This is a genomic window from Mucilaginibacter sp. UR6-11 (genome assembly GCF_020880695.1).
In the GTDB taxonomy this organism is placed as follows: Bacteria; Bacteroidota; Bacteroidia; order Sphingobacteriales; family Sphingobacteriaceae; genus Mucilaginibacter.
Genome location: NZ_JAJIWO010000004.1, coordinates 213644 through 235129, shown reverse-complemented (window position 1 = coordinate 235129; position 21486 = coordinate 213644). Strand labels below are relative to the sequence as shown.

The following is a 21486-nucleotide window of genomic DNA, read 5'->3' as shown; positions in this document are numbered from 1 at the left end:
ACGGGCCTTTTAAACCAATATTTAGTATTTTCTTTTTTGATACACGTAAGAATTTGGATAATGACCGTGTTTACGATAGTAAGCGGCCCTGTAAGCAGCAATTCTTTTTTTCTCTTTATGCTTACGTGTTTCGTTACCAATAACGTAACCACCACCGGCACCAAGTGCACCACCTATTAAAGCGCCGCCAACGTTATGGCCGATAAGACCACCAACAACGGCACCGCCTGCGCCGCCAATGATGGCACCTTTACCCTGGTCGCTTATTCCTTTTTTCTCTTGTGCTTGCGCGAAATGTCCTGTCGACAGCAATAGCGCTGTAAGTATTCCGGTGTATGTTATTAACTTTTTCATAGCTTGTTTTACTGTAAATAAATTTAGTATTTAATCATAATTCAAATAACAGGCCAAAAAATATAACAGGTGTTAAACCCCGGTTTTTAGCAGACTATACCCATAAACGGCTATTAATGTTATCCCGGCTGAACATAGCGTTGTATACTATAGTAGTCGGTTAGCCGGTTATTTACTAAAATATTACCCGTTTTGTGGTTGAGCTTAATATGGAAAACCGATCTTTGTCGCATCCGGGGGGACAGGCTTCTCTCTTTTTTTATCTATGACTAAAAAACGTTATTTCCTTACTGTACTCATCTTAGGTTCGCTTACGGCACTGGGGCCTTTTTCAATTGATATGTATTTGCCCGGTTTCCCGGCCATCGCCAAATCACTTCATACCACTACCGCGCAGGTTTCGCTTTCATTGTCCAGCTTTTTTATAGGGCTGGCCGCAGGGCAGTTGTTATACGGGCCGCTGCTGGATAGATTTGGCCGGAAAAAACCATTGTATGTGGGTTTGGTGCTGTACATTATTGCTTCGGCGGGCTGTTTTTTTTCAACCGGCATTGAAACCTTGATCCTGCTGCGTTTTATACAGGCGATAGGCAGCTGTGCCGCTGGTGTGGCATCAATGGCCATGGTGCGCGATATTTTCCCGCTAAAGGACAATGCCAAAATATTTGCCCTGCTGATATTGATCCTCGGCGCCTCGCCAATGCTGGCGCCTACCATTGGGGGGTATGTTACCGTGGTATGGGGCTGGCACGAGATATTTGTGATACTGGGCATTATGGCGCTGCTGATCTTACTGGCGGTGATCCTCTTCCTGCCCGAGAGTTATAAAGCCGACCCAACCTATTCTTTAAAACCTGCGCCTATTATCAATAGTTTTTTACAGGTAATTAAAGAGCCCCAGTTTTATACCTACGCCTTTGCCGGAGCTTTCGCTTTTTGCGGATTGTTTGTGTATGTATCGGCTTCGCCGATAGTATTCATGGAAGTTTTTAAGGTAAGCGCCAAAGTTTACGGCTGGATCTTCGCCACCTTATCGGTTGGTTTTATAGGTTCGAGCCAGGTGAATAACCTGCTGCTGAAAAAATATAAAAGCGAGCAGATCATTTGGGTTTCCATGGGCGTGCAGGTTGTTACAGCGCTGCTGTTTTTCATTGGCAGCTGGTATAACTGGTATGGCCTGTACAGCACCATCGGCATGATATTTATTTTACTCTGCTGCGTTGGCACAACCAGCCCCAACGCATCGGCGCTGTCATTGGCGCCGTTTGAGAAGAATGCCGGCACCGCATCGGCATTATTAGGCGCCCTGCAGCTCGGCTTGGGCGCCCTGGCCACTTTGGGTATCAGTATGTTTAACAGCCATTCGGCCGTGCCCATGGCGGCCATCATGGAGTCGACAGCAATAATTGGCCTGCTGATATTGTTAACCGGCCGCAGGCGGATAAAAAATAAGGTGGATGTGAGCGGGGCAGGTGCGGTGATGGCGCATTAAGTATAATGCAAGTGAATTATTGCAACGGAAAAGGATTCGTTTTAAAGTAAGAGAAATGATGGTACGGAAGGCGTTTAAACCCCTCCCTTCCAACGCACCGGCTTACGCACCCCTCCCGTGGGGAGGGAATTTAATGATTGCCGCTGTGAAAAATGTGCAGTGATAGCACATCAAATAACAATACCTAAGATTCTTAGGTATGATCCATTTTAGTGATCCATCCCCATAAAAAACGGTCAAAAAGCGACTATTTTCGATATGCTGATTATCAGAGTTTTATTTAAAATCTAAACTTGAATACCCTGACGAATAAGGCTGATCCAAAGTGATCCGCTTAAAAATATAAATTACTTATTTACAATAAGTTAACCAAAAATGGCGATCCGGGTGATCCACTTTTTTTAGTGGATCACCTGCACCGGTTTCAATCCCCTAAAACCTCGTCAATCACCCCGAAAGCTTTTGCTTCGGCGGCTACCATCCAGTGGTCGCGGTCGCAAACCTCGTGCACCTTTTGGTAATCCTGGCCGCTGTGTTTGGCAATGATGTCATACAGTTCTTTTTTCACTTTTAACACCTGGTTGGCGGTGATCTCGATATCAGATGCCTGTCCCTGTACGCCGCCCAGCGGCTGGTGCAACATTACACGCGAGTGGGCCAGCGCGCTGCGTTTACCCTTGGCGCCGCCGCATAACAATATCGCGCCGAAGGAAAGGGCCATACCGGTACAGATAGTCGCCACATCCGGGCTTACCAGCTGCATGGTATCATAGATACCAAATCCGGCATATACCTCGCCGCCCGGCGAGTTGATGTACATATGGATATCCTTCTTGGCATCGGTTGATTGGAGGAAGAGCAGCTGTGCCTGCACAATGTTGGCAATGTTGGCTTCGACCGGCGCGCCCATAAAGATAATGCGGTCCATCATCAGCCTGGAGAAGACATCCATCTGCGATACCCGCATCTCGCGCTCTTCGGTAATATAAGGCGTCATGGCGGTTGGTATGGCCGCGCTTTCAACGCTGGTCAGGTAGTTGTCTACCCGCTCGGCCCGGACATGGCAATGCCCCACCGCAAATTTGCGGAACTCGTTCTTGTCGATATTCATGATGTTGTTGGTTTATTGTTTACTAAACAGCCGCCTTATCTTATCAGCAAAGCTGATGTGTTGCGCCTGTGTAAACAGTTGTTGATGGATCTGTTCTATTTCCTTTTTCAGTTGCCTGCGGCCAAACTGCTGGATGGTGGCATACGCCTTTTGCTGCCAGATTAGTTTATCAGTCAGGTCATTGTCCAGCATCAGTTTAGCCTCGAACAGCAAAGCATCGCCGGTGTTGGCGGTACCCAGGATATGGGCCTCTATCTGTCTGGTTTCATTCCATGAAGTCGTCATACACCAATGCTTTTTGTTTAATGGTTTCCCGTACCTTCTCCAAACATTTATACTTCTGTACGGTAGCGCTGCGCACACCGCTGTAGCCAAACTCGCCGGCTATCTCGCTAAGCGAGAGCTGATCGTAATAGAACCCCTTTAGCAGTTCCATGCACTTATGGCCCGCCGTCTCTAAAAACCGCATCAGGCGATTGTTTGACGGGGTTGCAAGATCCTCATCAAACAAATCAATATCATCCAAAGGTACATTCTGACTGGTCTGGCGATAACGCTTCAGCCATAAATGCTTTGCCGTACCTACCAGGTAAGCGGTATCGTTATCTAAGGCTGATAGCCGGCTCTTCTCGTAATAAGCGACCAGGGCGTCCTGGAACACGTCCTTAGCCTCATCAAAGCTGCCGCCCATGCGGCTGATGTATCTGGCCACAACCGGGAACGCCTTTTTATACAAACTGATAAAAAGCTCCTGCCGTTGCGCTGATCTGTCTGAAATGCTGGTACCGGGCATAATGTGCTGTTTATAGATATGTGCTGGTTACGGGTTAAGTATCACCTTTTATTTTAAACTTTTTATTCTTTCACCGCCGTGACCTCTGATCCGTCGGTACCTTTGGTAGAGAAGATGAGTTGTTTGCCGTCAAAGCGCTCAATATAAAAAGGGAACTTGCGGGTACCGCCGGGGATGATCTCGGTATATAGAATGTTTGAGCCATCCATGGTAAACGTACCGTGCGACAGTACCTTGCCATCCCAATAAATTAACAAACTATCTTTGGCTGTGAACTGAATGAACGGTTTTTGGCTAAGCAGGGTCATAGCGCCTACGCTGTCGGGCGGGCTTGCGTTTGGGTTGCGCACCCGGATGTATTTCCATTTTCCGTATAGGTTTTTCGGCTTAACGGCGGGTTTGCACGCGGCAACTAATAAAATGAGTGTTAACAGTAAGGCTGATTGCAGTTTCATGGTACAGCTAAGTTACAAACAATGTGGTTTACCTGTCCGCAGGATGTCGAAATAATTCGGATAGCTAACCTGGCTATTTGCTTTTTGGTCCCTGCTGCAATTTATGCTCGGCTTTCTTTACTTCGTCTTTCTCGCTCAACGGGAAATCGGTTTTAATTTCTTCCCGGGCCTTGGTACTGGTTTTTTTTGCAGTGGGATTGGTTGTTGCTGATTTTGCCGTTTTCATAACTATTAATTTAATGTTACAGGCACAAGAAGCCTGTGCTAACTAAACCTATGAAAGTTGAAAATGTTTCCGGCCCGAACCGTGATTTCTAAGTATTTTAAAGATCACAGGATTTTAAATCCCATAATCTTTAAAATTAGTTCTTATTCGCTTTCTTAATACTGTCAGCCTTAGCTTTTGCCCGGTCTTTAAAGAAACCTTTCAGGAAAAAGTTATGTTGCGCAGCTTCCAGGTCATCATTTAATTTAATAGAGCTTTCATGTAAATTTTGAATGGTATTTTGTAACTGTGCCGCAGCTTTAGGGTCGTTCAATAATACGCCAACAGCATTATCGGTACGGTCGAATTTATCACTGGCTTTTTTTAGGTTATTGGTAGCCTCGGTAGTATTTGCTACTGATTGTTTAAGCTGTTTAGCTGCTGCTTTTATGTCGGCAAAAGTTGTGGTATCGGTCAACAGTTTGTCGGCAAGGCCTCCTCTGGTGTTCATTTTGGTGCTAAAGCGTTCCAGCTGCGCGGCCAAACGTGCTGATGTTGCGCTGGTTTTTTCAAAATTGCTCATCGCGTTCCTGAACTGTATACCTACGGCGCTGTCGGCCATTAACGTACCCACGGTACCTTTGCCCTGTAATATTTTACGGCTAAGCATTTTAAAATCGCCGGTTATTGATAACAGGTTTTGGTTGTTTTGTTGCAATACCTTTAACATATCATCAGTTGACGTTAGTTTTTCGGTTTGCAAAACGTCACCGTCCTGCACGATAGGGGCCTGGGGGCTGCCGCCGTCAATTACAATAATCTTGTTGCCTATCAACCCGTCTGAGCCGATGTGAACGCCGGCATTACGGTGCACGTATTGTTGTGTTGCCTCGTCAATACTCATGCGCACGTCAACCTGGCCCGGGCCAATAAAATGTATTTTGCTGATGCTACCCACTTTAACGCCCGAGAACCAAACGCTGTTACCGGTTTTTAAGCCCGACACGTCATCAAACACCGCGCTGATATGTATGCTTTTTGAGAAACTTTTTGACTGGTTCCCCAATGTAAAAACGCCAACAATAAATACAATTAAGCCGACAGCTAAAAATAAGCCTACCGTTATTGCGCGTTTGTTTTCTGCTTTATCCATTATATGTAATACTGTGTGAATCTACTTTATAAAATTGTAATCAAAAAATGGTTTTACCCTTTCATCTATGGTATCAAAAACTTCGTCAAAAGTGCCCTGGCGCTGAAACTGGCCGTCAAGCAGCATAGCTATCCGGTCGCCGGTTTGTTTGGCGCAGGTTAAATCATGCGTAATAATGATGGATGACGTTTTATATTTCTGCTGAACTTCATTTATCAGCTCGTTAATTTCAATACAGGTAATAGGGTCAAGGCCCGCTGTTGGTTCATCGTACAGCATGATCTCGGGGTTTAGTATCAGTGTACGCGCGATACCTATACGCTTGCGCTGACCGCCCGAAAGTTCGGAAGGCATCTGGTTAATAGTTTGGCTTAACCCTACGGCATCAAGTACACTTTCAACCGCGTCGTCAATTTCTTTACGGGTGATGCCCTTACGGTTACGAACCAACGGAAATTCAAGGTTTTTACGCACGGTCATGCTATCATACAAGGCGCTGTTCTGGAAAGAGAACCCCATCCGGATGCGCAACTGCTGTAATTCATGGTCGGATATCTTATTGATATACTGGCCCAGAACTTCAATACTGCCACTATCAGCCTGTAGCAGGCCCGCGATGATCTTTATCAATACAGACTTACCAGTGCCCGAGCGGCCGAGCACAACCAGGTTCTCGCCCTGGAAAAGCTCCAGATCAATACCGCGTAATACATGATAATCATCAAAAGATTTTTCTAATCCTTTAATGGTTATAACCGCGTTATTGTAATCAATAGGTGCCTTCGGCTTATGCATAATTTATTTTTAACGGAACCAGCTGGTTATCTGTACTATAACAATTTCTTCAATAAATATTAAAAACATGGCTGTTACCACCGCGCCGTTAGCAGCTTTGCCTACGCCCTCGGTACCTTTGGTTGAATTATAACCCTGGTAACTGCCAACAATACCAATCGTAAATCCAAAAACTATTGATTTTATAAGCGATGCCGTAAAATCAATAAAGGTTAACGGATCAAATACCTGTTGCATGTAGGTGCTGTAGCTGGTGCCTTCGTTTGTTGCCACGTTTACATAGCCACCTAATATGGCTATAAAACCGGTGTAGGTGGCCAAAATAGGTATGGTAAGCGTAGTGGCCAAAACCCGGGTACATACCAAAAATTTAAAGGGTTTGGTGCCCGATACTTCCATAGCGTCTATCTGTTCGGTAACGCGCATTGACCCCAGTTCGGCGCCGATGCTTGAACCAACTTTACCGGCCGCTATCAGTGCGGTTACCAGTGGCGCCAGTGCACGCATTATGGCTATAGATACCAGCGACGGCAGCCAGGACGTTGCACCAAACTGACCCAACGACGGGCGCGACTGCTTGGTGAAGATTAAACCAACTATAAAACCGGTTAATGAGATCAGCGTAAATGAGCGTACGCCCACCTCATAACATTGCCTTACAATTTCTTTAAATTCAAAAGGTGGTACAAACGCCTCCTTAAAAAAACGGAGAATAAATTTATGTATATCGTAAAGACTTATAAAAAAAGTGGTAATCCTGCCTTTGGGTTTTGGGGCCTTTTTTTTAAATTGAATAGGTGTGCTTATTTCAGTATCCATTAATGCTGGCAAAGGTATTACTTATACAAGATATTTTCTTGACTATTTTCTACAAAAAGTTAATAAACTTGTTGTTAGCTGTTTAATTAATCAAATGATTAACGCCGCAAATGTACATTTGTTTGTGTTACCGTAAAGTCAAAAAATTATGAGGATACAATAAATCATTGGCCTGTTTATTGTATTGCAAAATTAAAGACCACCGCTATGAACATTTATCAACAAAAATGGCTGGATATATTGCACAATGCTAACCTGCCGGGCTGGGAAATTAAACCTTTAGATAATGATATTTATGTTGAAATGCCTCATGTTACCGATCTGAAACTGATACGGGATATCCTGCCCGAAACGTTGGCCGCGTTATCATTGGATATCGAGGTACCTAAATCGCGCCTTAAGTTTCATTTCCATAACGGGTATGAAAACTTCGAGTATATCTTAAATCCCAATGACGGCGATTTGAATAGGGAGTAACCGGGTTAACAATCCCCGCCAATTTCGCAGCTATCGCCTTCAATAACATCCAATTTAGGCTGTTTATTAGCGGGTGCCCATTCGCTGTAGGCTTTTTCCAGGGTTTGTAAAAAGGTGGGCACCGCCTGCGCGCCCGATACTGCATATTTATTATCCATCACAAAAAACGGAACGCCGCGCACGCCCAGTTGCTGTGCCTGTACAATATCCTGCTGCACATTAATAGCGTATTTATTACCGGCTAAGGTGTGATGAACTTCAGCTTTGTCTAAACCGATCTCTTCGCCCAGGTCGGCCAAAGTATCATGGTCGGCAATGTTTTTGCCCCGGGTAAAATAGGCGTTAAATAAGGCTTCTTCAGCTTCGTCGCCCAATCCGTTTTGTTTGGCCAGATGCGCAAAGCGGTGCGCGTCAAAACTATTAGCTACTATGGCGCTGTCAAAATCATAAGTTAAGCCAACTTCAGCAGCCATTTGGGTTACCTGGTTGTTAAGTTGTTTGGCATGATCAATAGTTATGCCTTTAATATCAGCCAGGTATTGGTTAATATTTATGGCCGGATCAGTAACCAGGTCAGGATTAAGCTGAAAGCTTTTCCATTCAATCTCCACGTCATCCTTATGCTCAAATTGCTGTAAAGCCTGTTCAAACCTGCGCTTGCCAATGTAGCAAAACGGGCACATTACGTCACTCCAAATCTGTATTTTCATCGGTACCTGATTTTTTTTATGGTGATGAAGCAATCCTGGTCATTTTATTGACCATGCTCAATTCATGCAGCAAATCTACAACAAGGCTATTACAGCAACGTAAGCATAAAGTAAAATAAAAGTTATTTGGTGGTGTCGCGTTCAACCAGTTGCATCCCGCATTTAGAGCAGATCCCGGGTTTATCTGCCCCAATATCGGGGTGCATAACGCAATAGTATTTGTATTGCTTTTTATTAGCGGTTTGCTCTTTGGCGGTGTTACTGCAGGCCTCCAAACTCAAACCAATAAACGCCAATGCTATTAATGCCGATCTCATCTTACTTATTTTTGATAAATGCCGTAAATCCCAATAACGAAACAACCAATATGGTTAATGCCGCTAACATACTCACTATATCGCGGATATCCTTACCCGCCCAGGTCATCCAGAAAAACTTATGCAGGAAAATAAAGCTCAGCCCCTCGGCACGGTCAATGCCCGTTATTTTTGCCGCCAGTTTTGCCGATGTGGTTTCAATATACCAGCTGGTGCCGTCAGGGTAACTTATTTTTTGCACCGGCAGGCGCTTATTGATAAAACCGTATTCGTTATCAAACTGGCCTATGCGGGTAATTGTTGGTGACCCCGTTGTTTTAACACCATAATAATTGCTCAGGAAAGCGGCATATTGCTGATCTCCGTTAACCAACTCACTGCCGGTAACTGCATCAAAGTACAAAACCTGTTTTTTGTTGTTGGTAACCTGGTAATAAGTGCGACCGTTAAAACTTGCCAGCCCTACGCGTTTGATTTGTTGATCAGCCAACGGTAATTGCAAATTGGATAGGGCCAGATCGTTGCGATTGATGAGCTGCGCATATTGCTGTTTTTCGGCCCCGTTGCTGCGTAACCCGGCGATAATATGAAAGCCACCGCTGATTATAAACATCAACAGGATAAAAGAAATAATTAACCCCAGCTGGCGATGATAACGGTGCACAAAGCGTCTGTCCCCGGTTTGCTTATCCTTAAGCTTTTGGGCGACGGTCTTGAAATTGTTCCAGAACAAACCATAAACCGTCAACCCGCTCAACAGCGCCAAAAACACAGTGCTTACTAAAACTAAAAGAACAATCAGGCGAAATGTATCGCCGCCAATAGCCGCCAAAAAATCCCAGGTATGGAACTGTTCAAATATCCATAGCAAAACCTTACGGGTGTTGTTATTGAACGTACCCATACGGCTTTGCGCGGTTTCGACGTAGACATCCATGCCATCGGCACGGTTAAAAGCTACTTTCCAAACCGGCAACAGGTGATTAATGGGTTGGTAGCGCCCGTCGAACTTTTTTTGTAAAGTGATGTTTTTTATGGCAGATACCGAATCCTGTGTAAAATACCGGGCCAAATAAATAGCATATTGCTTATCGCCATCAGGCAATGGCCGGCCGGTAGCCGCCGAATAATAGTTATAAGTGCTGTCGGCGGCTATAACCTGGTAGTAAGCCGTCTTATTAAAGCTCACCAGGCCAAAGTTTCGGAGCTGATTAATATGGTTTTGATCCAGTACCTGCTGAATGGACAAAGCAGGCCTTAACTCGCTTTGCACCGGCTGTTGGTAAACCTCGACCGGGATATAGGGCCTGAACCAGTTGGACATAAACGGATGTGATAAGCCGCTGATGGTCCAGAATATAACCGGCACCAGTGCTGTAAGGCCTAATATCCGGTGACATTTATAAAACCCGCGTTTCGCGGCCAGCCGGGTTTGTTCTGTGGATTTTTTCATGGTCAGTTTTTTGCGAATGAATAGCTGATACCCAATGTTATGGTACGTGGCGGCGCGGCATTGTAGGTATCGCCGTATTGATTGCTGGTTACGGTGGTTGCGTAAAGCTTATCGGTAAGGTTCAATACATTAAACCAAATGCCGGCGCCTTTGATCAGGCTGCTTTTAAAATCATAGCCCAGGCGCAGGTTGTAAATATCATAACCCTGATAGGTTTTGGTATTTGCCGGATTGGTATAATATTGTGCAATATGCTGCCATTCCCCGGCAATCCTAAATCCCGGCAGGTAAACAGGTTTATAAGTAAGCTCGGCGTTTGCTATCCAGGCCGGCGCGTTGTTCATCCGTTTGCCGTTATAGCCTATGCTATAGCTGGTATTGGTGCTATAGTTAGTCGCCACTTCGTTATAGTCAATATAAGTATGTTTGGCGTTAGTGCCATTAAACCTGAAATTCAATTCATTAACAGGCGCATAAGTAATTGCATACTCTATCCCCCGGTGGCGCGTGGCGCCCGCGTTTTGATTTTGGGTGGTATTATCCGGCAATAGCTGGTTGATGATCTCATTATGTCCTTCCAGGTCATATAGGCTAACCTCGATATACATTTTCTTGTCAAATGCCGATACCCAGCCGCCTGCTTCGTAGTTGTTAAATGTCGCCTGCTTTAACGGGGTTAATTGTCTCGCGCTATACAGGTCGCCGGTTTCGGGCGGCTGAAAGCCCACGCTGTAATTAGCGTAAAATCCCTTGTTGGCGCCCAGGTCATAAGTTAAACCTAGCTTTGGGGCAACAATATTAAAATCATTGCTTTGCTGTTGTTTGTATTTGCTGCCGCTGGTTAGGGCGTTGGTAAAGTTATAATGTACACGGTCAAAGCGTAAGCCCATTACCACGCGCAACGGCTCAACTGGGTTAATTTCATATTGGGTATAGGCGGCGGTATTAAATAACCTTATTCGATAATTGTCAATATAAGTGCCCGTGTTGGTAAAAGATGTATAGTAATTATTGGCTACATCCTTAGTGATATTTAAAAACTGTGCGTAATATGAACTCGGACTGTCATCCAGATAACCCCCCGCTATTAAACGCGAATGCAGGAAATCAAAATTACTGCGGTGCTGCACCAAAAACCCATAGCTTTGAAACTTTTGATCATTAACCTGCCCGTTTGAGCTTTGATATGCGCCTAAGTTATTCCTGAGGTCGGCAATATAATAGCTGGGTAGTTGAGCTGTAGAGTTATCCCTGAAAAAGGCGGTAAAAAATGTAGCGTTTGTTTCGTTCCAGATATGTTCCAGTTTTGCGCCGGCCCTTAAAGCTTCAACTTTACGGTAGGTAAAACGCTGGTTGCTGCCATAGCTTTTGTTGTAAAAATGTGCACTGTCTAAACTGCCGGGTGTTTGGGTATTCAGGTAGTTATAAGCTGCTGTCGCGGTTAGTTTGGTGCGATCATCAACCGCGTACGTTGTTTTAAAATTAACCGAATATTTATCAAAATCCGAGTAATCCTGCCAGCTGTTTTTTTGATGGGCGATATAGCCGCCGGCATACAAGCCAAACCTGCCCGATGTAAAACCACCGTCAGCATCAATCCGGCGGTAATTGTAATTGTCGCCTTGCAGGGCAATATTGGCTGCATAACCCGCCGGAGGGCCCTGGGTGATAAAATTAACCGCGCCGCCTATGGCGTTACTGCCATATAATGACGATGCCGGGCCTTTAATTACTTCGATATCCTTTATCCCGCTCATGTTAATCTCATACAACGAGTTGTGGTTAAATATCCCGGTAGGGCGTATCGGCAATCCGTCTTCCATATACAGATACAGTGCGTTGTAAGTAATAGGCTGACGGATGGCCATGGTGTGCTGCTCATTGCCCAAATTAACCATGTATACCCCGGCTACTTTATTTAACAGCTGGTATAGCGCTGTAGCTTTGGTGTCCTTAATTTGTGTTGAATTGATCTTGCTGATGGCGATAGGGGCGTCCTGCCTGGCTTCGCCTTCGCGGCTGGCAGAGACCACCACGGGCTGCAGATCAACAGCCGATGGTTCTAACCTGACATCCAGTTTGGTTGCGCCATTAATAGTGATTAGCCGGGCGCTGTAACCCACCATGGCAATACGGATGGTTTGAAGATCCTCAGTGATCTTGAATTGACCCGCAGCATTGGTATGGGCCAGGGTAATGTTGTTATTGCTGATGGTTACGCCGGGTAATGGTTCATGGGTGATGGCATCGGTTACGGTACCGGTTATATTTTGGCTAAAAGCCGCGGTTGTAAACAGGCTCAGCACAAAAAATAAATAATATTTCTTCATGTTAGTGTGTAAGGGAAGTTGCCTTCCGGTTAAGAAAGATGATGGATGTAAAACAGTATTATGCGTATAGCGCCATCAGCATACCCGTCGGGCAGGATGAACGTTATCAATAAACTGTAAACAGAAGGGGAGGCTTAACCTAATTGCGGCGGGCGGAAAACAGCGCCGCTAAACATTACACCCAACAGACGGTGATAGGGTGTTGATATCACATGCAATAACTTTGTATGGAATTTTATGTTGGTAGATGAAAGGAAAAATACTTCCTGAAAAAGATTTTTTTGTGATTGGCGGGTTTCATTCTTCTCGTCGTCCTGCGCGGCTTTGATCTTTTTCATGAAATAGCAGCGCCCGTTGCAATGTAGCCAGGGTTTGTCGCGGTTCTCGCAAAGTTTGGCGGCGATATAGTTTCTGTTCAGCTCAAATCCCGCGTAAACAAAATACCGCGAGAAATTGGTCGAAACCAATGCAACTAATAATACGATAGCCGTAAACCTGTTGAGCATGCCGCTGCAAAGGTAAGTGCGGCACAGGGTAAAAGCAAGAACGAATTGCTTTTATAAAAAGGGTGTCACGCCGGGTTCGGCGGAAGCAGTATTTATGCTTCTTTCAGCTCCCTGCAGTGTGACACCCGGGAATGTGTTATCTATCAGTCCGTTTAAGTGTAGCGTGCAGGGTTTTACCTGCCACATCGGCCGAAACCACTACCGAGTCGCCACAGTATTTACCAGTGTGGAAAACGGTGTACTTACCGGCTTTAACTTTAAAGGCAAACTCATTGCCAGACATTACACCATCGGCAATGGGCAGTTCGCCATCAGGAGTTTGCACAACACCGGTCAGTTTTTCATTGCTGACTTTAAAATTGTAGGTAAGCGCAAGCTCGTCATCTTCAGAGATTTTTACGGTTCCGGCCCATTTGCCGTTTAACCCGGTTATTGCTGCAAGGCAGACAACAAAACTACATAATACTAACAGTGCGGTTGTTAAGATTACTTTTTTCATGATCGTGGTAGTTTTATTTAAAGGTACAGCGACCGTGTAAATAGAAAATTACCTGACGATTAAATGAACAACAAATTAAGTTTAAGTTATCTGTTAATATTAAATGGAGGTTTTGTTAATGCTAAATCAACTATTTATCAACAACCCGCTTTAATTTAGACCGTAATTTATCGCCTGCTAAATTGGCTACGACTATTACTGAATCGCCATAAAATTTGCCGGTGCTTAATACAGCGTCGCCATTAACGTCAACTTTAAAACTGAAATCTTTGTCGCTGGTTATTTTACCATCATAAATGGTTAGCTGATCCTGCGGGGTTAGTACAGTACCGGTTAGTTTCTCGCCGTCAACTTTAAAAGTATAGGTAAGCGGTATTTCGTTACCATCGGCCATTAATATAGCACCTTTCCATTTGCCGGTTAAATCAGTTATAGCTGCAAAGCAAATCAACGCCGCGCAAAGCATTAAGGTTGTAGTCAGGATTATTCTTTTCATGATTTTTGTTTATGTTCCTCTAAATTTAGAATTTTTATTTCAATAAATCCAATCACTTTATTATCACGGGGTTTTATAGTAATAAATGGGGGCAAAAACGCCTTCGCTGGTGGTATAAAAGCCTTTCCCATCGGGCGTAAAGCCTATGGCTTCGCCCTGTTTCTCCTGCTGATAGTTTAATTCGTCCGGCTGCCTGGCCATAGTTTTCCAAATGGGCTCGCTGGCATTACGTTTCCAGTAATAAACCTTTTCGTAACTTTTTAGTAATATCTGGCGGCCATCTTTTGATATATCACCGGCGGTTATCCACTTAAACGGCTTGTAGCCCTTAAAAAACAACTTGCCCCGGCGGGTTAGTACAACCGTATCATTGGCTTTAAACGCCAGTGGCGTGGTATAAATGCCAACTGTATCGTGTCTTTTTGAAACTATATACAGCAATTTTTGCAGCGGATCTACCATCAATGCCTCTGCATCTTTGGGGCCGTCGGGATATTTTAAGTGTAGCGGTGTGGCAGTGGCGTTTGCCCTGGCTCCTTTAAACCATGCGGCCTGTTCGGCTATGCGGTAGATAGTTATGTATTTGCGGGTGGCGTAATTGTCGCCAATGTCTCCCAGGTAAACATAGCTTTTCTTAAGATCAGGGCCGGGGCCCACCGCAATGTCCTCGCAATCAAAAACTCCCTGCGGAGCGGCGCCCGATCCGTTGTAATAGATGGTTGTATTCAATTTGCCATCGGTGGTTATCGCGAAAAAACGGCTGGTGTCGCCGCTGTCATTATGCACATAGTAAAAATTATTGTTAAGGCCCGAGGCTGATATGCCGGATATTTCGTCCAGCTGCCTGTCCTGCAAATTTCCGGACAGGACGATCTCATGGCTGATATATTTATGACGGGCATATGCGCCTAAAAACAGCAGGAAGATAACCGGGACAAGTACATTTATTTTTTTAGCTCTGCTCATTAGGGTGCTGAGAAGTTTTTGTAAAGTTACCATAGCGTAACGTATTTAAGCTTAAATTATTGGCCTTTATTTTCGTCGCGATTTTTTTTGATCTTTTTTACCGGTTACAAAACCACCAATTATAACGATATATCCCTAAAATGATTATTGATGAATGATTTTTGCTTTTTAAACGGCATCGGTGCTAAACAGGCGATCCGTTTTGGAGGTAACGCCATGATAACCTGAATTTTAATGCAAGATAAGAAAATACTTTATGGTAATAATAAAGGCCCCTTGCGGAGCCTCTTATTTAAATAGTTATGCAGTCATTTCCGCATCAGGTTTTGAAACATCTGTAAGGGCCACCTTACCTCTTTCGCGCCTTAAAATGCGGTTAAACAGTGAAATTTCTTTATCAAACAAAAAGCGGAAGAATAATTTGGTCCATGATTTATGATAGTATAAAGTATCATAATACTCGGGCGCAGTTTTCTTGATCTCGGGCAATTTGTTCCAGGGTATTGACGGGAAGTCATGATGCTCGTTATGGAAACCCACGTTAAAGGCAACTACATTTAAGCCACCATAGTAGCTATAAGTTTCCTGTTCAACACTGTGGGTTAAATAATGCTCCTGTACCCAACGGGCGCCAAGCGGGTGCAGCCCGACGGAGAATGAAAAGCTTAGCAGCAAGAATGCTAAAGAATGCCATCCCAAAAAATAATAAATGGCGCCGGTAAAAACTACCTGTACCAATATATTCATTACTATCCAGATATCAAATGTCTGGATCTCTCTTAATCTTGATAAACGGAAAATCTGGAAAACCGGGTAAAACAACAACCACAATGCTTTACCCAAAAACGAGTTATTGATAAGCTTTGCTTCCCATCTGTTGGGTAAATCGGCATCCAGCTCATGCACACCCTGAAACGAGTGGTGTTTGATATGATACCGTTCAAAAGAAATAGAGCTTGGGAAAATTTGCGGCATATTAGCCAGTATACCCGCCCAGCGGTTAGCCGACCGATTTTTAAAAAGTAACTGATGCGCACATTCGTGGATCATTACAAACAATGCATGGTCTGCAAAGGCACCCAATAAATAAGCCGCGCCAAATACCAGCCACCATGATTGGTCGCGCAGGAACCAGGCTAATATCAGCTGAAATGCTACCAGGCCAATTATCGCAAATATGGTATTAGGATTTTTTCCGATCAGGTTGCGTAAACCCGGGAATTGCTTTAAAATTTGTTTGGTACGAATGCGGTGCGGTTCTGCAATCTCCGAATAAACAAAATCAGTTTTTTTTATCATAAACTTTATAAGAATCTTTAATTTAAGTTAACGGGGATACTTTATCATATAACTCAATTCTTCAAAAATAATTATAAAAATTTAAATATCGGTTATGAAACAGTTATTGTTGTTTATAAACAAGCACTTTAAATGAGTTTGGCATCGGCTTGCGCGTGCCGGGCTCAAATGAGGACACACTTAAATAAATTTTATGTGTTTTTGTATCCAGCGCCAGGGTTTTAGCGCGGTTTTGGGTGGTTAAAGTTTGTATAACGCTATATTTATCAGCGGTTTCCTGCCTGATGATTGTTGTTGTTCCGTCTCCGTTTGAGCAAAATATCAGTCTGGTTTCAGGGTCATACGCTACTGCATCAACACCGCCGCCTATGGGCAGTGTTGCCATTATTTTACCGGTGTGAATATCTAATACGCTCATGATGTTATTTCCACGCGCTACAGAAAACGTGCGTTTATTTTTTTGATCCAGGGCGATACCGGTAGGCGCGCCTTTTGGTGCCAGCGGATAGTTTTTTATAGCCTTTAAAGTTTTGGTATCGATCACGTTCATACTGTTCTTATCTTCCAGATTATTATAGATCTTACCCTTACCGTCGCTAACCGCAAACTCAGGGGCGCCGCCCAGGTCAACCGTACCCACCTGCCTGAGTGTATTAGGATTAATTACGGACGAATTATTGCTTTCGCCGTTGAAAGTGTAGATACGGTCCGAGTAAGGATCATATATGATAGCATCCGGGCCTTTGGCATCAAGCGCAACTGATCCAACCTTTTTCAAGGTTTTCAAATCAAATGCAACTGCCTCATCTGCGCGTCCGTCACTTATAAAACCCAGGTTGGCTTTATTGTCTATAGCTATACCATGGATGCCTTTCAGGTTTTCAATTGTGCCAATCTGTTTTTCGGTTCCCAGGTCAACAACGTTAACCATTGTGCCGTGCGATACATATAAACGGTTATTTACCTGGTCAATAGACAGGTAATCATAACCACTGTCACCAGTTAAAGCAATTGTTTTATCTAATACATAGGTTTGTGCAAAAGTTAAGCCGCCCATTAGCAATGCGGCGGTAGTCAGCAGGAACTTTTTCATGACGAGTTTTTGATTTAAATATCGGCTGCAATTCTGTTTAAAACTTGTATTTAAATGTTTTGATGATTCTCCAGCTGGGGGTTTACGCCGCCGTTACGGTAAACGATGCGCAACATGCTGGGCAACACAATAAGTAACAACGGCAAAGCCACCAAAAACCCGCCAATAACGGCTATGGCTAACGGCTGGTGCAGTTGCGCGCCGGCGCCAATGCCCAGGGCCAGCGGCATTAAAGCTATTATAGCGCCCAGGGCCGTCATTAACTTGGGGCGGAGGCGGGTAGAGATAGAGTAGATGATAGCTTCGTCGACGCTTTTTTCAAGCGCGCTTTCTTTAAATTGTAAAAAGGTGAAAATAGCGTTTTCGCCAATAATACCCACTATCATGATGAGGCCGGTATAGCTGCCGACATTTAATGGCGTATTGGTAATAAACAGCGCTAAAAAGCTGCCCGAAATACCTAAAACGGCTATAATTAATATCAAAAACGCTATCCTGAACTGTTTGAACAAGAAAAGTATGACCACAAAAACCAATAAGCTTGATGTGATCAAGATGATCAGCAATTCTTTAAATGATTGTTGCTGCTCGGCATAGGCGCCGCCATATTCAACATGATATCCGGGCGGTAAATTAACCTTTTCGGCGATGTTTTTTTGAATGGACGGGATCACTGTCCCCAGGTCGCTATTCTCTAACCGGGCGGTAACTACACCCATCGACTGCAGGTCCTGCCGGCTGATCTCGGCATCGCCAGCCTGCACTGATACCGTAGCAAGCTGGCTGATAGGAATCAGTTTGCCGTTGCCTAAAAATACATTCAGGTTTTTTATGGCTGCTATATTTAAACTGCGGTTTCCCGGGTACACCATACGGATGGGGGCCAGCTGTTGTGTTTCATATAAACTGCCTACCACGTTGCCGTCAAGCGCGGTTTGCGCCTGAAACTGCAGGCTGGCAGGGGTGATGCGGTATTGTGCCAGCTTTGTATAATTTGGCAGGATGCTTACAGAAGGGCCCGCTATAACAATACCGTCAAAAACATCGGCGGTACCTTTAACGGCGGTAACCTGCGCCGCAATTTTTTTAGACAGGTCCTGCAAAATATGCTGGTCATCACCAAAAACTTTTATTTCAATAGGTTGGGTAGAGCTCATCAGATCGCCCAGCATATCGGTAATCACCTGTCCAAAATCTACCCGGAGCGCGGGCTGTGTTTTTTCTATTTCGCTGCGGATATCACTGGTAACTTCTTCAGTGGTTTTTTTATGATCTTTTTTAAGCTGGATCAGGTAATCGCCGGTATTTGGCTCCGTGATAAAGAACCCCATTTGCGTCCCTGTTCTGCGCGAATATGCTGCTACATCAGGCTGTCGGGTTATGATTTTTTCAACTTCACGCAGCATCCTGTCGGTTTCGTCTAACGAGGTCCCCGGCGGCGAACTATAATCCATTACGATACTGCCCTCGTCCATATCAGGTAAAAAACCCGTTTGCAGCCGGCCAGGGATGAATATGATAACAGCTACCAGCACCAGGATAACAATAATGCTCATTACCGGGCGCAGGATAAAGAAAGATACCCATGGCTGTCTTTTTACCTCGTGCGTTTCTTCTTTTTTAGTTGCTGTATGGGGCTTATTCCCGGTTAAAAGCAAGTAGATAACGGGCAAACCAATCCAGGTCACAAAGAAAGAGCAAACCAGTGTAATGATCATGGTATTGGTCATTACTTTAAAATAAGCGCCGGCCACCCCGGTCATCAGTAAAAACGGAACAAAAATTACTATGGTGCTGATAGACGAACCCAACATTGCCGGGAACAGATAGTCAATAGCTTTCTTTAACAATTTACGGGTGGGCTCTTCGGGGTGTTCCTCGTGTGTGCGGTGTATTTGCTCAACCACCACGATGGCATCATCAATAATTAGCCCTATGGCAGCGGCTATGGCGCCCAGCGTCATGATATTAAAGCTATAGCCAATTATATACAGTACAATTAAGGTGAGCCCCAGTGTAACGGGGATGGTAATTAAAATAGTGGCGCTGGCCTTAATTGACCTTAAGAAAATAATGGCAACTATTATAGCCAGCAATAAACCTATCCAAACACTATCGGTAACACTTTTAACAGACTCGTTTACAAAATCTGCCTGTACATAATAAGGTTTTATAGTTACATCCTTAGGTAATATTTTTTGCAGGGCAGCAACCTTCCGGGCCATTTCTGTGGACAGCGAAATCAGGTTGGCGTTGGGCTGTTTAATTACCGCAACCAATACCCCGTCATGGCCGTTTGCGTTGATCTTGGTATACTCAATCCCCTCGCTTATTTGCACGGATGCAATATCTTTAAGTTGGATAACCCGTTTGCTGTCATTGCTGATCACCATGTTCTCTAACTGGTCCTTGCCGGTTACGGTGGCGTCGGTAACTGTTAGATACAGCATTTTATAGTCAGATAAATAGCCTTCTGATTTGATAAAATTGGTTTGGCTTAATGCCGTGCTTATCATATCCGGCGTTAGCGACAGGGATGTCATTTTTTCGAGGTTAAGCACCAGCCAGTACTCTTTGGTTTTACCTCCAATTATCCGGATCTCTGACACACCGGCAACCTGCGATAAAAAAGGTTTTACGGTAAATGTTGCCAGTTGCTTTAATTCAATGGGCGAACGGTTATGGCTCTCTAACGTATACCCGCTTACCGGTAAAATAGAGGGGTTCATTTTTTCAACCGATATATTAACATCGGGTGGCAGGGTGTTTTGTATTTTACTTATTTGTGCCTCTATCTGTTGCTTGCTCAGATCAATATCGGCGCTCCAATCCATATAGGCAGATATTTCTGCGCTGCCACGGCTGGTGGTACTCCTTACCATTTGCAGGTTGGGTATTTGTTTGATGGCGTTCTCTAACGGCTTGGTTATCGTGATCATCATTTTGTTTACGGGTTGTAAACCCGCGTCGGCGATGATCTTTATTTTTGGAAAGGTAATTTCTGGGAAAAGCGAAGTTTGCAACCTGGTATAGGCAAAAACGCCGCCCATTAAAATAAGCGACAGCACCAGTAACAGTGGTTTCCTGTAAAAAACAAAAAAGTTCTCTGCCTTGCCTACTCTTGTTTCTGTTATTTTAGGTGTCATTTTATCACTTTAACTTTAGCCGTATCTGCTAAACCGTAATTGCCGGTAACAACTATCTTATCCTGCGGAGAGAACTTTGGCGACAGCACTTCTATCTGGTCGCCGCTTTCCATTCCTTTCTTTATAGGTGTTTTAACTGCGGTTGTCGGGTTAATCAATTTCATCACCCAAAATTCCGTCTGGGTTTCGTTAGCCAGTACCGCACCTTTTGGCAGCGATTGTGTATTTTGTTTTAATGATTTAACTATACGCGCCTTGGCTACCAAATTTTCAGGGATTGAGCTATCTGCATTAACCCGGATAACCACGCCCTGGGTTTGCGATGCGGTATCAACCGCGGGCATAAATGAGGCTATGTTGCCATTGATCAGCCGCCCGTCAGGCAGGGTGAGTTGTACCGTTTGGTTGGTTTTTACAGATTGGCGCATCTCATAAGGCAACTGCATGATAAATACAAAGCTCGACCGGTCGCTTATTACTGCCAGCTGCTCGCCATCTTGCACATAGTCGCCGGTTTGGTGGTTTAGCTGGGTTATATAACCGTGGTCTGCCGCTTTAATATGGTTGATGCCCGAGAATTTAAACGACGTATCTAAAATATTGATAGTATTGCCAATGCTCTGGGCCTCTTTGGTTTTAATAGAGAATATTACCGCACCTTTATTTATATATTGGCCTATCTGCGCCCTTACAGTTTGGAGATACCCGTTGGCGTTGGCCTTAATTACACTTCTTTTTTGAAAGGTTGAGGTGGCGTTTAAAGTAGTATAGTCAACCAGGGTGCTGTCATTTACGGTGGTTACACTTACCGGAGTTTGCACTTCGGGGGTGGCAGTTTCATCCGCGGGGGTGGTACTACCTTTGCACGATGCCAGTAAGATAACCAAGCTCAATACCGACGCTACTGACAGCAATTTGACAGTGTTCCACTTTGAATGAGCGGAACAAAGCGGAACACCCCGGAACAAAGCGGAACACCCGGTTATACTTATAAGCGCTAGGAGGATTTTTTTCATA

General features: G+C 44.4%; 23 protein-coding genes. 2 read left to right on the top strand and 21 right to left on the bottom strand.

Going from position 1 to position 21486, the window contains the following annotated elements; all coding sequences use genetic code 11:
* Positions 1–21: 21 nt before the first annotated feature.
* Positions 22–354 (bottom strand): glycine zipper domain-containing protein, encoded by a 333-nt coding sequence (locus LJ658_RS11925; protein WP_230546738.1) that lies wholly within the window; start codon positions 352–354, stop codon positions 22–24.
* Between the two features lie 265 nt (positions 355–619).
* Between LJ658_RS11925 and LJ658_RS11920 the strand changes: the two genes are divergently transcribed.
* Entirely contained in the window at positions 620–1846 is a 1227-nt protein-coding gene (locus LJ658_RS11920) for a multidrug effflux MFS transporter (RefSeq protein ID WP_230546737.1), read from the top strand.
* A gap of 424 nt (positions 1847–2270) precedes the next feature.
* Here LJ658_RS11920 and LJ658_RS11915 read toward each other — a convergent pair whose 3' ends face one another.
* The 8 genes from LJ658_RS11915 to LJ658_RS11880 form a co-directional block, all read right to left on the bottom strand.
* On the bottom strand, positions 2271–2957 hold the full coding sequence (locus LJ658_RS11915) for an ATP-dependent Clp protease proteolytic subunit (RefSeq protein ID WP_230546736.1): 687 nt from the start codon (positions 2955–2957) through the stop codon (positions 2271–2273).
* A 12-nt stretch (positions 2958–2969) separates the two neighbouring features.
* The gene (locus LJ658_RS11910) at positions 2970–3242 is read right to left on the bottom strand and encodes a hypothetical protein (protein WP_230546735.1); all 273 of its coding nucleotides are present in this window, start codon (positions 3240–3242) and stop codon (positions 2970–2972) included.
* A complete protein-coding gene (locus LJ658_RS11905; RefSeq protein WP_230546734.1) occupies positions 3223–3750 on the bottom strand; it encodes an RNA polymerase sigma factor in 528 nt (175 codons plus the stop codon). The genes LJ658_RS11910 and LJ658_RS11905 overlap by 20 nt, the downstream gene beginning before the upstream one ends.
* Before the next feature lie 62 nt (positions 3751–3812).
* Positions 3813–4205 carry a hypothetical protein gene (locus LJ658_RS11900; protein ID WP_230546733.1) on the bottom strand — a complete coding sequence of 131 codons (393 nt, stop codon included), beginning with the start codon at positions 4203–4205 and terminating at the stop codon, positions 3813–3815.
* 73 nt (positions 4206–4278) lie between these two features.
* Positions 4279–4431, bottom strand: coding sequence for a hypothetical protein (locus tag LJ658_RS11895; RefSeq protein WP_230546732.1), 153 nt, complete (start codon positions 4429–4431; stop codon positions 4279–4281).
* A 136-nt stretch (positions 4432–4567) separates the two neighbouring features.
* Positions 4568–5563 carry an MlaD family protein gene (locus LJ658_RS11890; RefSeq protein ID WP_230546731.1) on the bottom strand — a complete coding sequence of 332 codons (996 nt, stop codon included), beginning with the start codon at positions 5561–5563 and terminating at the stop codon, positions 4568–4570.
* Between the two features lie 21 nt (positions 5564–5584).
* Positions 5585–6358 (bottom strand): ABC transporter ATP-binding protein, encoded by a 774-nt coding sequence (locus LJ658_RS11885; RefSeq protein ID WP_230546730.1) that lies wholly within the window; start codon positions 6356–6358, stop codon positions 5585–5587.
* Positions 6359–6367: 9 nt separating this feature from the next.
* On the bottom strand, positions 6368–7177 hold the full coding sequence (locus LJ658_RS11880) for an ABC transporter permease (RefSeq protein WP_230546729.1): 810 nt from the start codon (positions 7175–7177) through the stop codon (positions 6368–6370).
* Positions 7178–7384: 207 nt separating this feature from the next.
* Here LJ658_RS11880 and LJ658_RS11875 point away from each other — a divergent pair, with 207 nt between their 5' ends.
* Complete coding sequence (locus tag LJ658_RS11875) at positions 7385–7654, top strand: hypothetical protein (RefSeq protein ID WP_230546728.1); 270 nt, start codon at positions 7385–7387, stop codon at positions 7652–7654.
* A gap of 5 nt (positions 7655–7659) precedes the next feature.
* Here the strand turns inward: LJ658_RS11875 and LJ658_RS11870 are convergent, their stop codons facing one another.
* The 12 genes from LJ658_RS11870 to LJ658_RS11815 all read right to left on the bottom strand — a co-directional run bounded on the left by LJ658_RS11870 (position 7660) and on the right by LJ658_RS11815 (position 21485).
* Complete coding sequence (locus LJ658_RS11870; RefSeq protein WP_230546727.1) at positions 7660–8364, bottom strand: DsbA family oxidoreductase; 705 nt, start codon at positions 8362–8364, stop codon at positions 7660–7662.
* A gap of 122 nt (positions 8365–8486) precedes the next feature.
* Positions 8487–8681, bottom strand: a complete 195-nt coding sequence (locus LJ658_RS11865) for a heavy metal-binding domain-containing protein (protein WP_230546726.1) — start codon at positions 8679–8681, stop codon at positions 8487–8489.
* Between the two features lies 1 nt (position 8682).
* Entirely contained in the window at positions 8683–10134 is a 1452-nt protein-coding gene (locus LJ658_RS11860) for a PepSY domain-containing protein (protein WP_230546725.1), read from the bottom strand.
* Positions 10135–10136: 2 nt separating this feature from the next.
* Positions 10137–12464, bottom strand: coding sequence for a TonB-dependent receptor (locus LJ658_RS11855; protein ID WP_230546724.1), 2328 nt, complete (start codon positions 12462–12464; stop codon positions 10137–10139).
* Between the two features lie 134 nt (positions 12465–12598).
* Positions 12599–12970, bottom strand: a complete 372-nt coding sequence (locus tag LJ658_RS11850; RefSeq protein ID WP_230546723.1) for a hypothetical protein — start codon at positions 12968–12970, stop codon at positions 12599–12601.
* 136 nt (positions 12971–13106) lie between these two features.
* Positions 13107–13469, bottom strand: coding sequence for a hypothetical protein (locus tag LJ658_RS11845; RefSeq protein ID WP_230546722.1), 363 nt, complete (start codon positions 13467–13469; stop codon positions 13107–13109).
* A 130-nt stretch (positions 13470–13599) separates the two neighbouring features.
* The gene (locus tag LJ658_RS11840) at positions 13600–13965 is read right to left on the bottom strand and encodes a hypothetical protein (RefSeq protein ID WP_230546721.1); all 366 of its coding nucleotides are present in this window, start codon (positions 13963–13965) and stop codon (positions 13600–13602) included.
* 63 nt (positions 13966–14028) lie between these two features.
* A complete protein-coding gene (locus LJ658_RS11835; RefSeq protein ID WP_230546720.1) occupies positions 14029–14931 on the bottom strand; it encodes a hypothetical protein in 903 nt (300 codons plus the stop codon).
* A 300-nt stretch (positions 14932–15231) separates the two neighbouring features.
* Positions 15232–16230: a fatty acid desaturase gene (locus LJ658_RS11830; protein WP_230546719.1), complete on the bottom strand. Its 999-nt coding sequence runs from the start codon at positions 16228–16230 to the stop codon at positions 15232–15234.
* Between the two features lie 103 nt (positions 16231–16333).
* Entirely contained in the window at positions 16334–17323 is a 990-nt protein-coding gene (locus LJ658_RS11825) for a YncE family protein (protein WP_230546718.1), read from the bottom strand.
* Positions 17324–17373: 50 nt separating this feature from the next.
* On the bottom strand, positions 17374–20469 hold the full coding sequence (locus LJ658_RS11820) for an efflux RND transporter permease subunit (RefSeq protein ID WP_230546717.1): 3096 nt from the start codon (positions 20467–20469) through the stop codon (positions 17374–17376).
* Positions 20466–21485 carry an efflux RND transporter periplasmic adaptor subunit gene (locus tag LJ658_RS11815; RefSeq protein ID WP_230546716.1) on the bottom strand — a complete coding sequence of 340 codons (1020 nt, stop codon included), beginning with the start codon at positions 21483–21485 and terminating at the stop codon, positions 20466–20468. Before LJ658_RS11815 ends, LJ658_RS11820 begins: the two co-directional genes overlap by 4 nt.
* Position 21486: the final 1 nt, after the last annotated feature.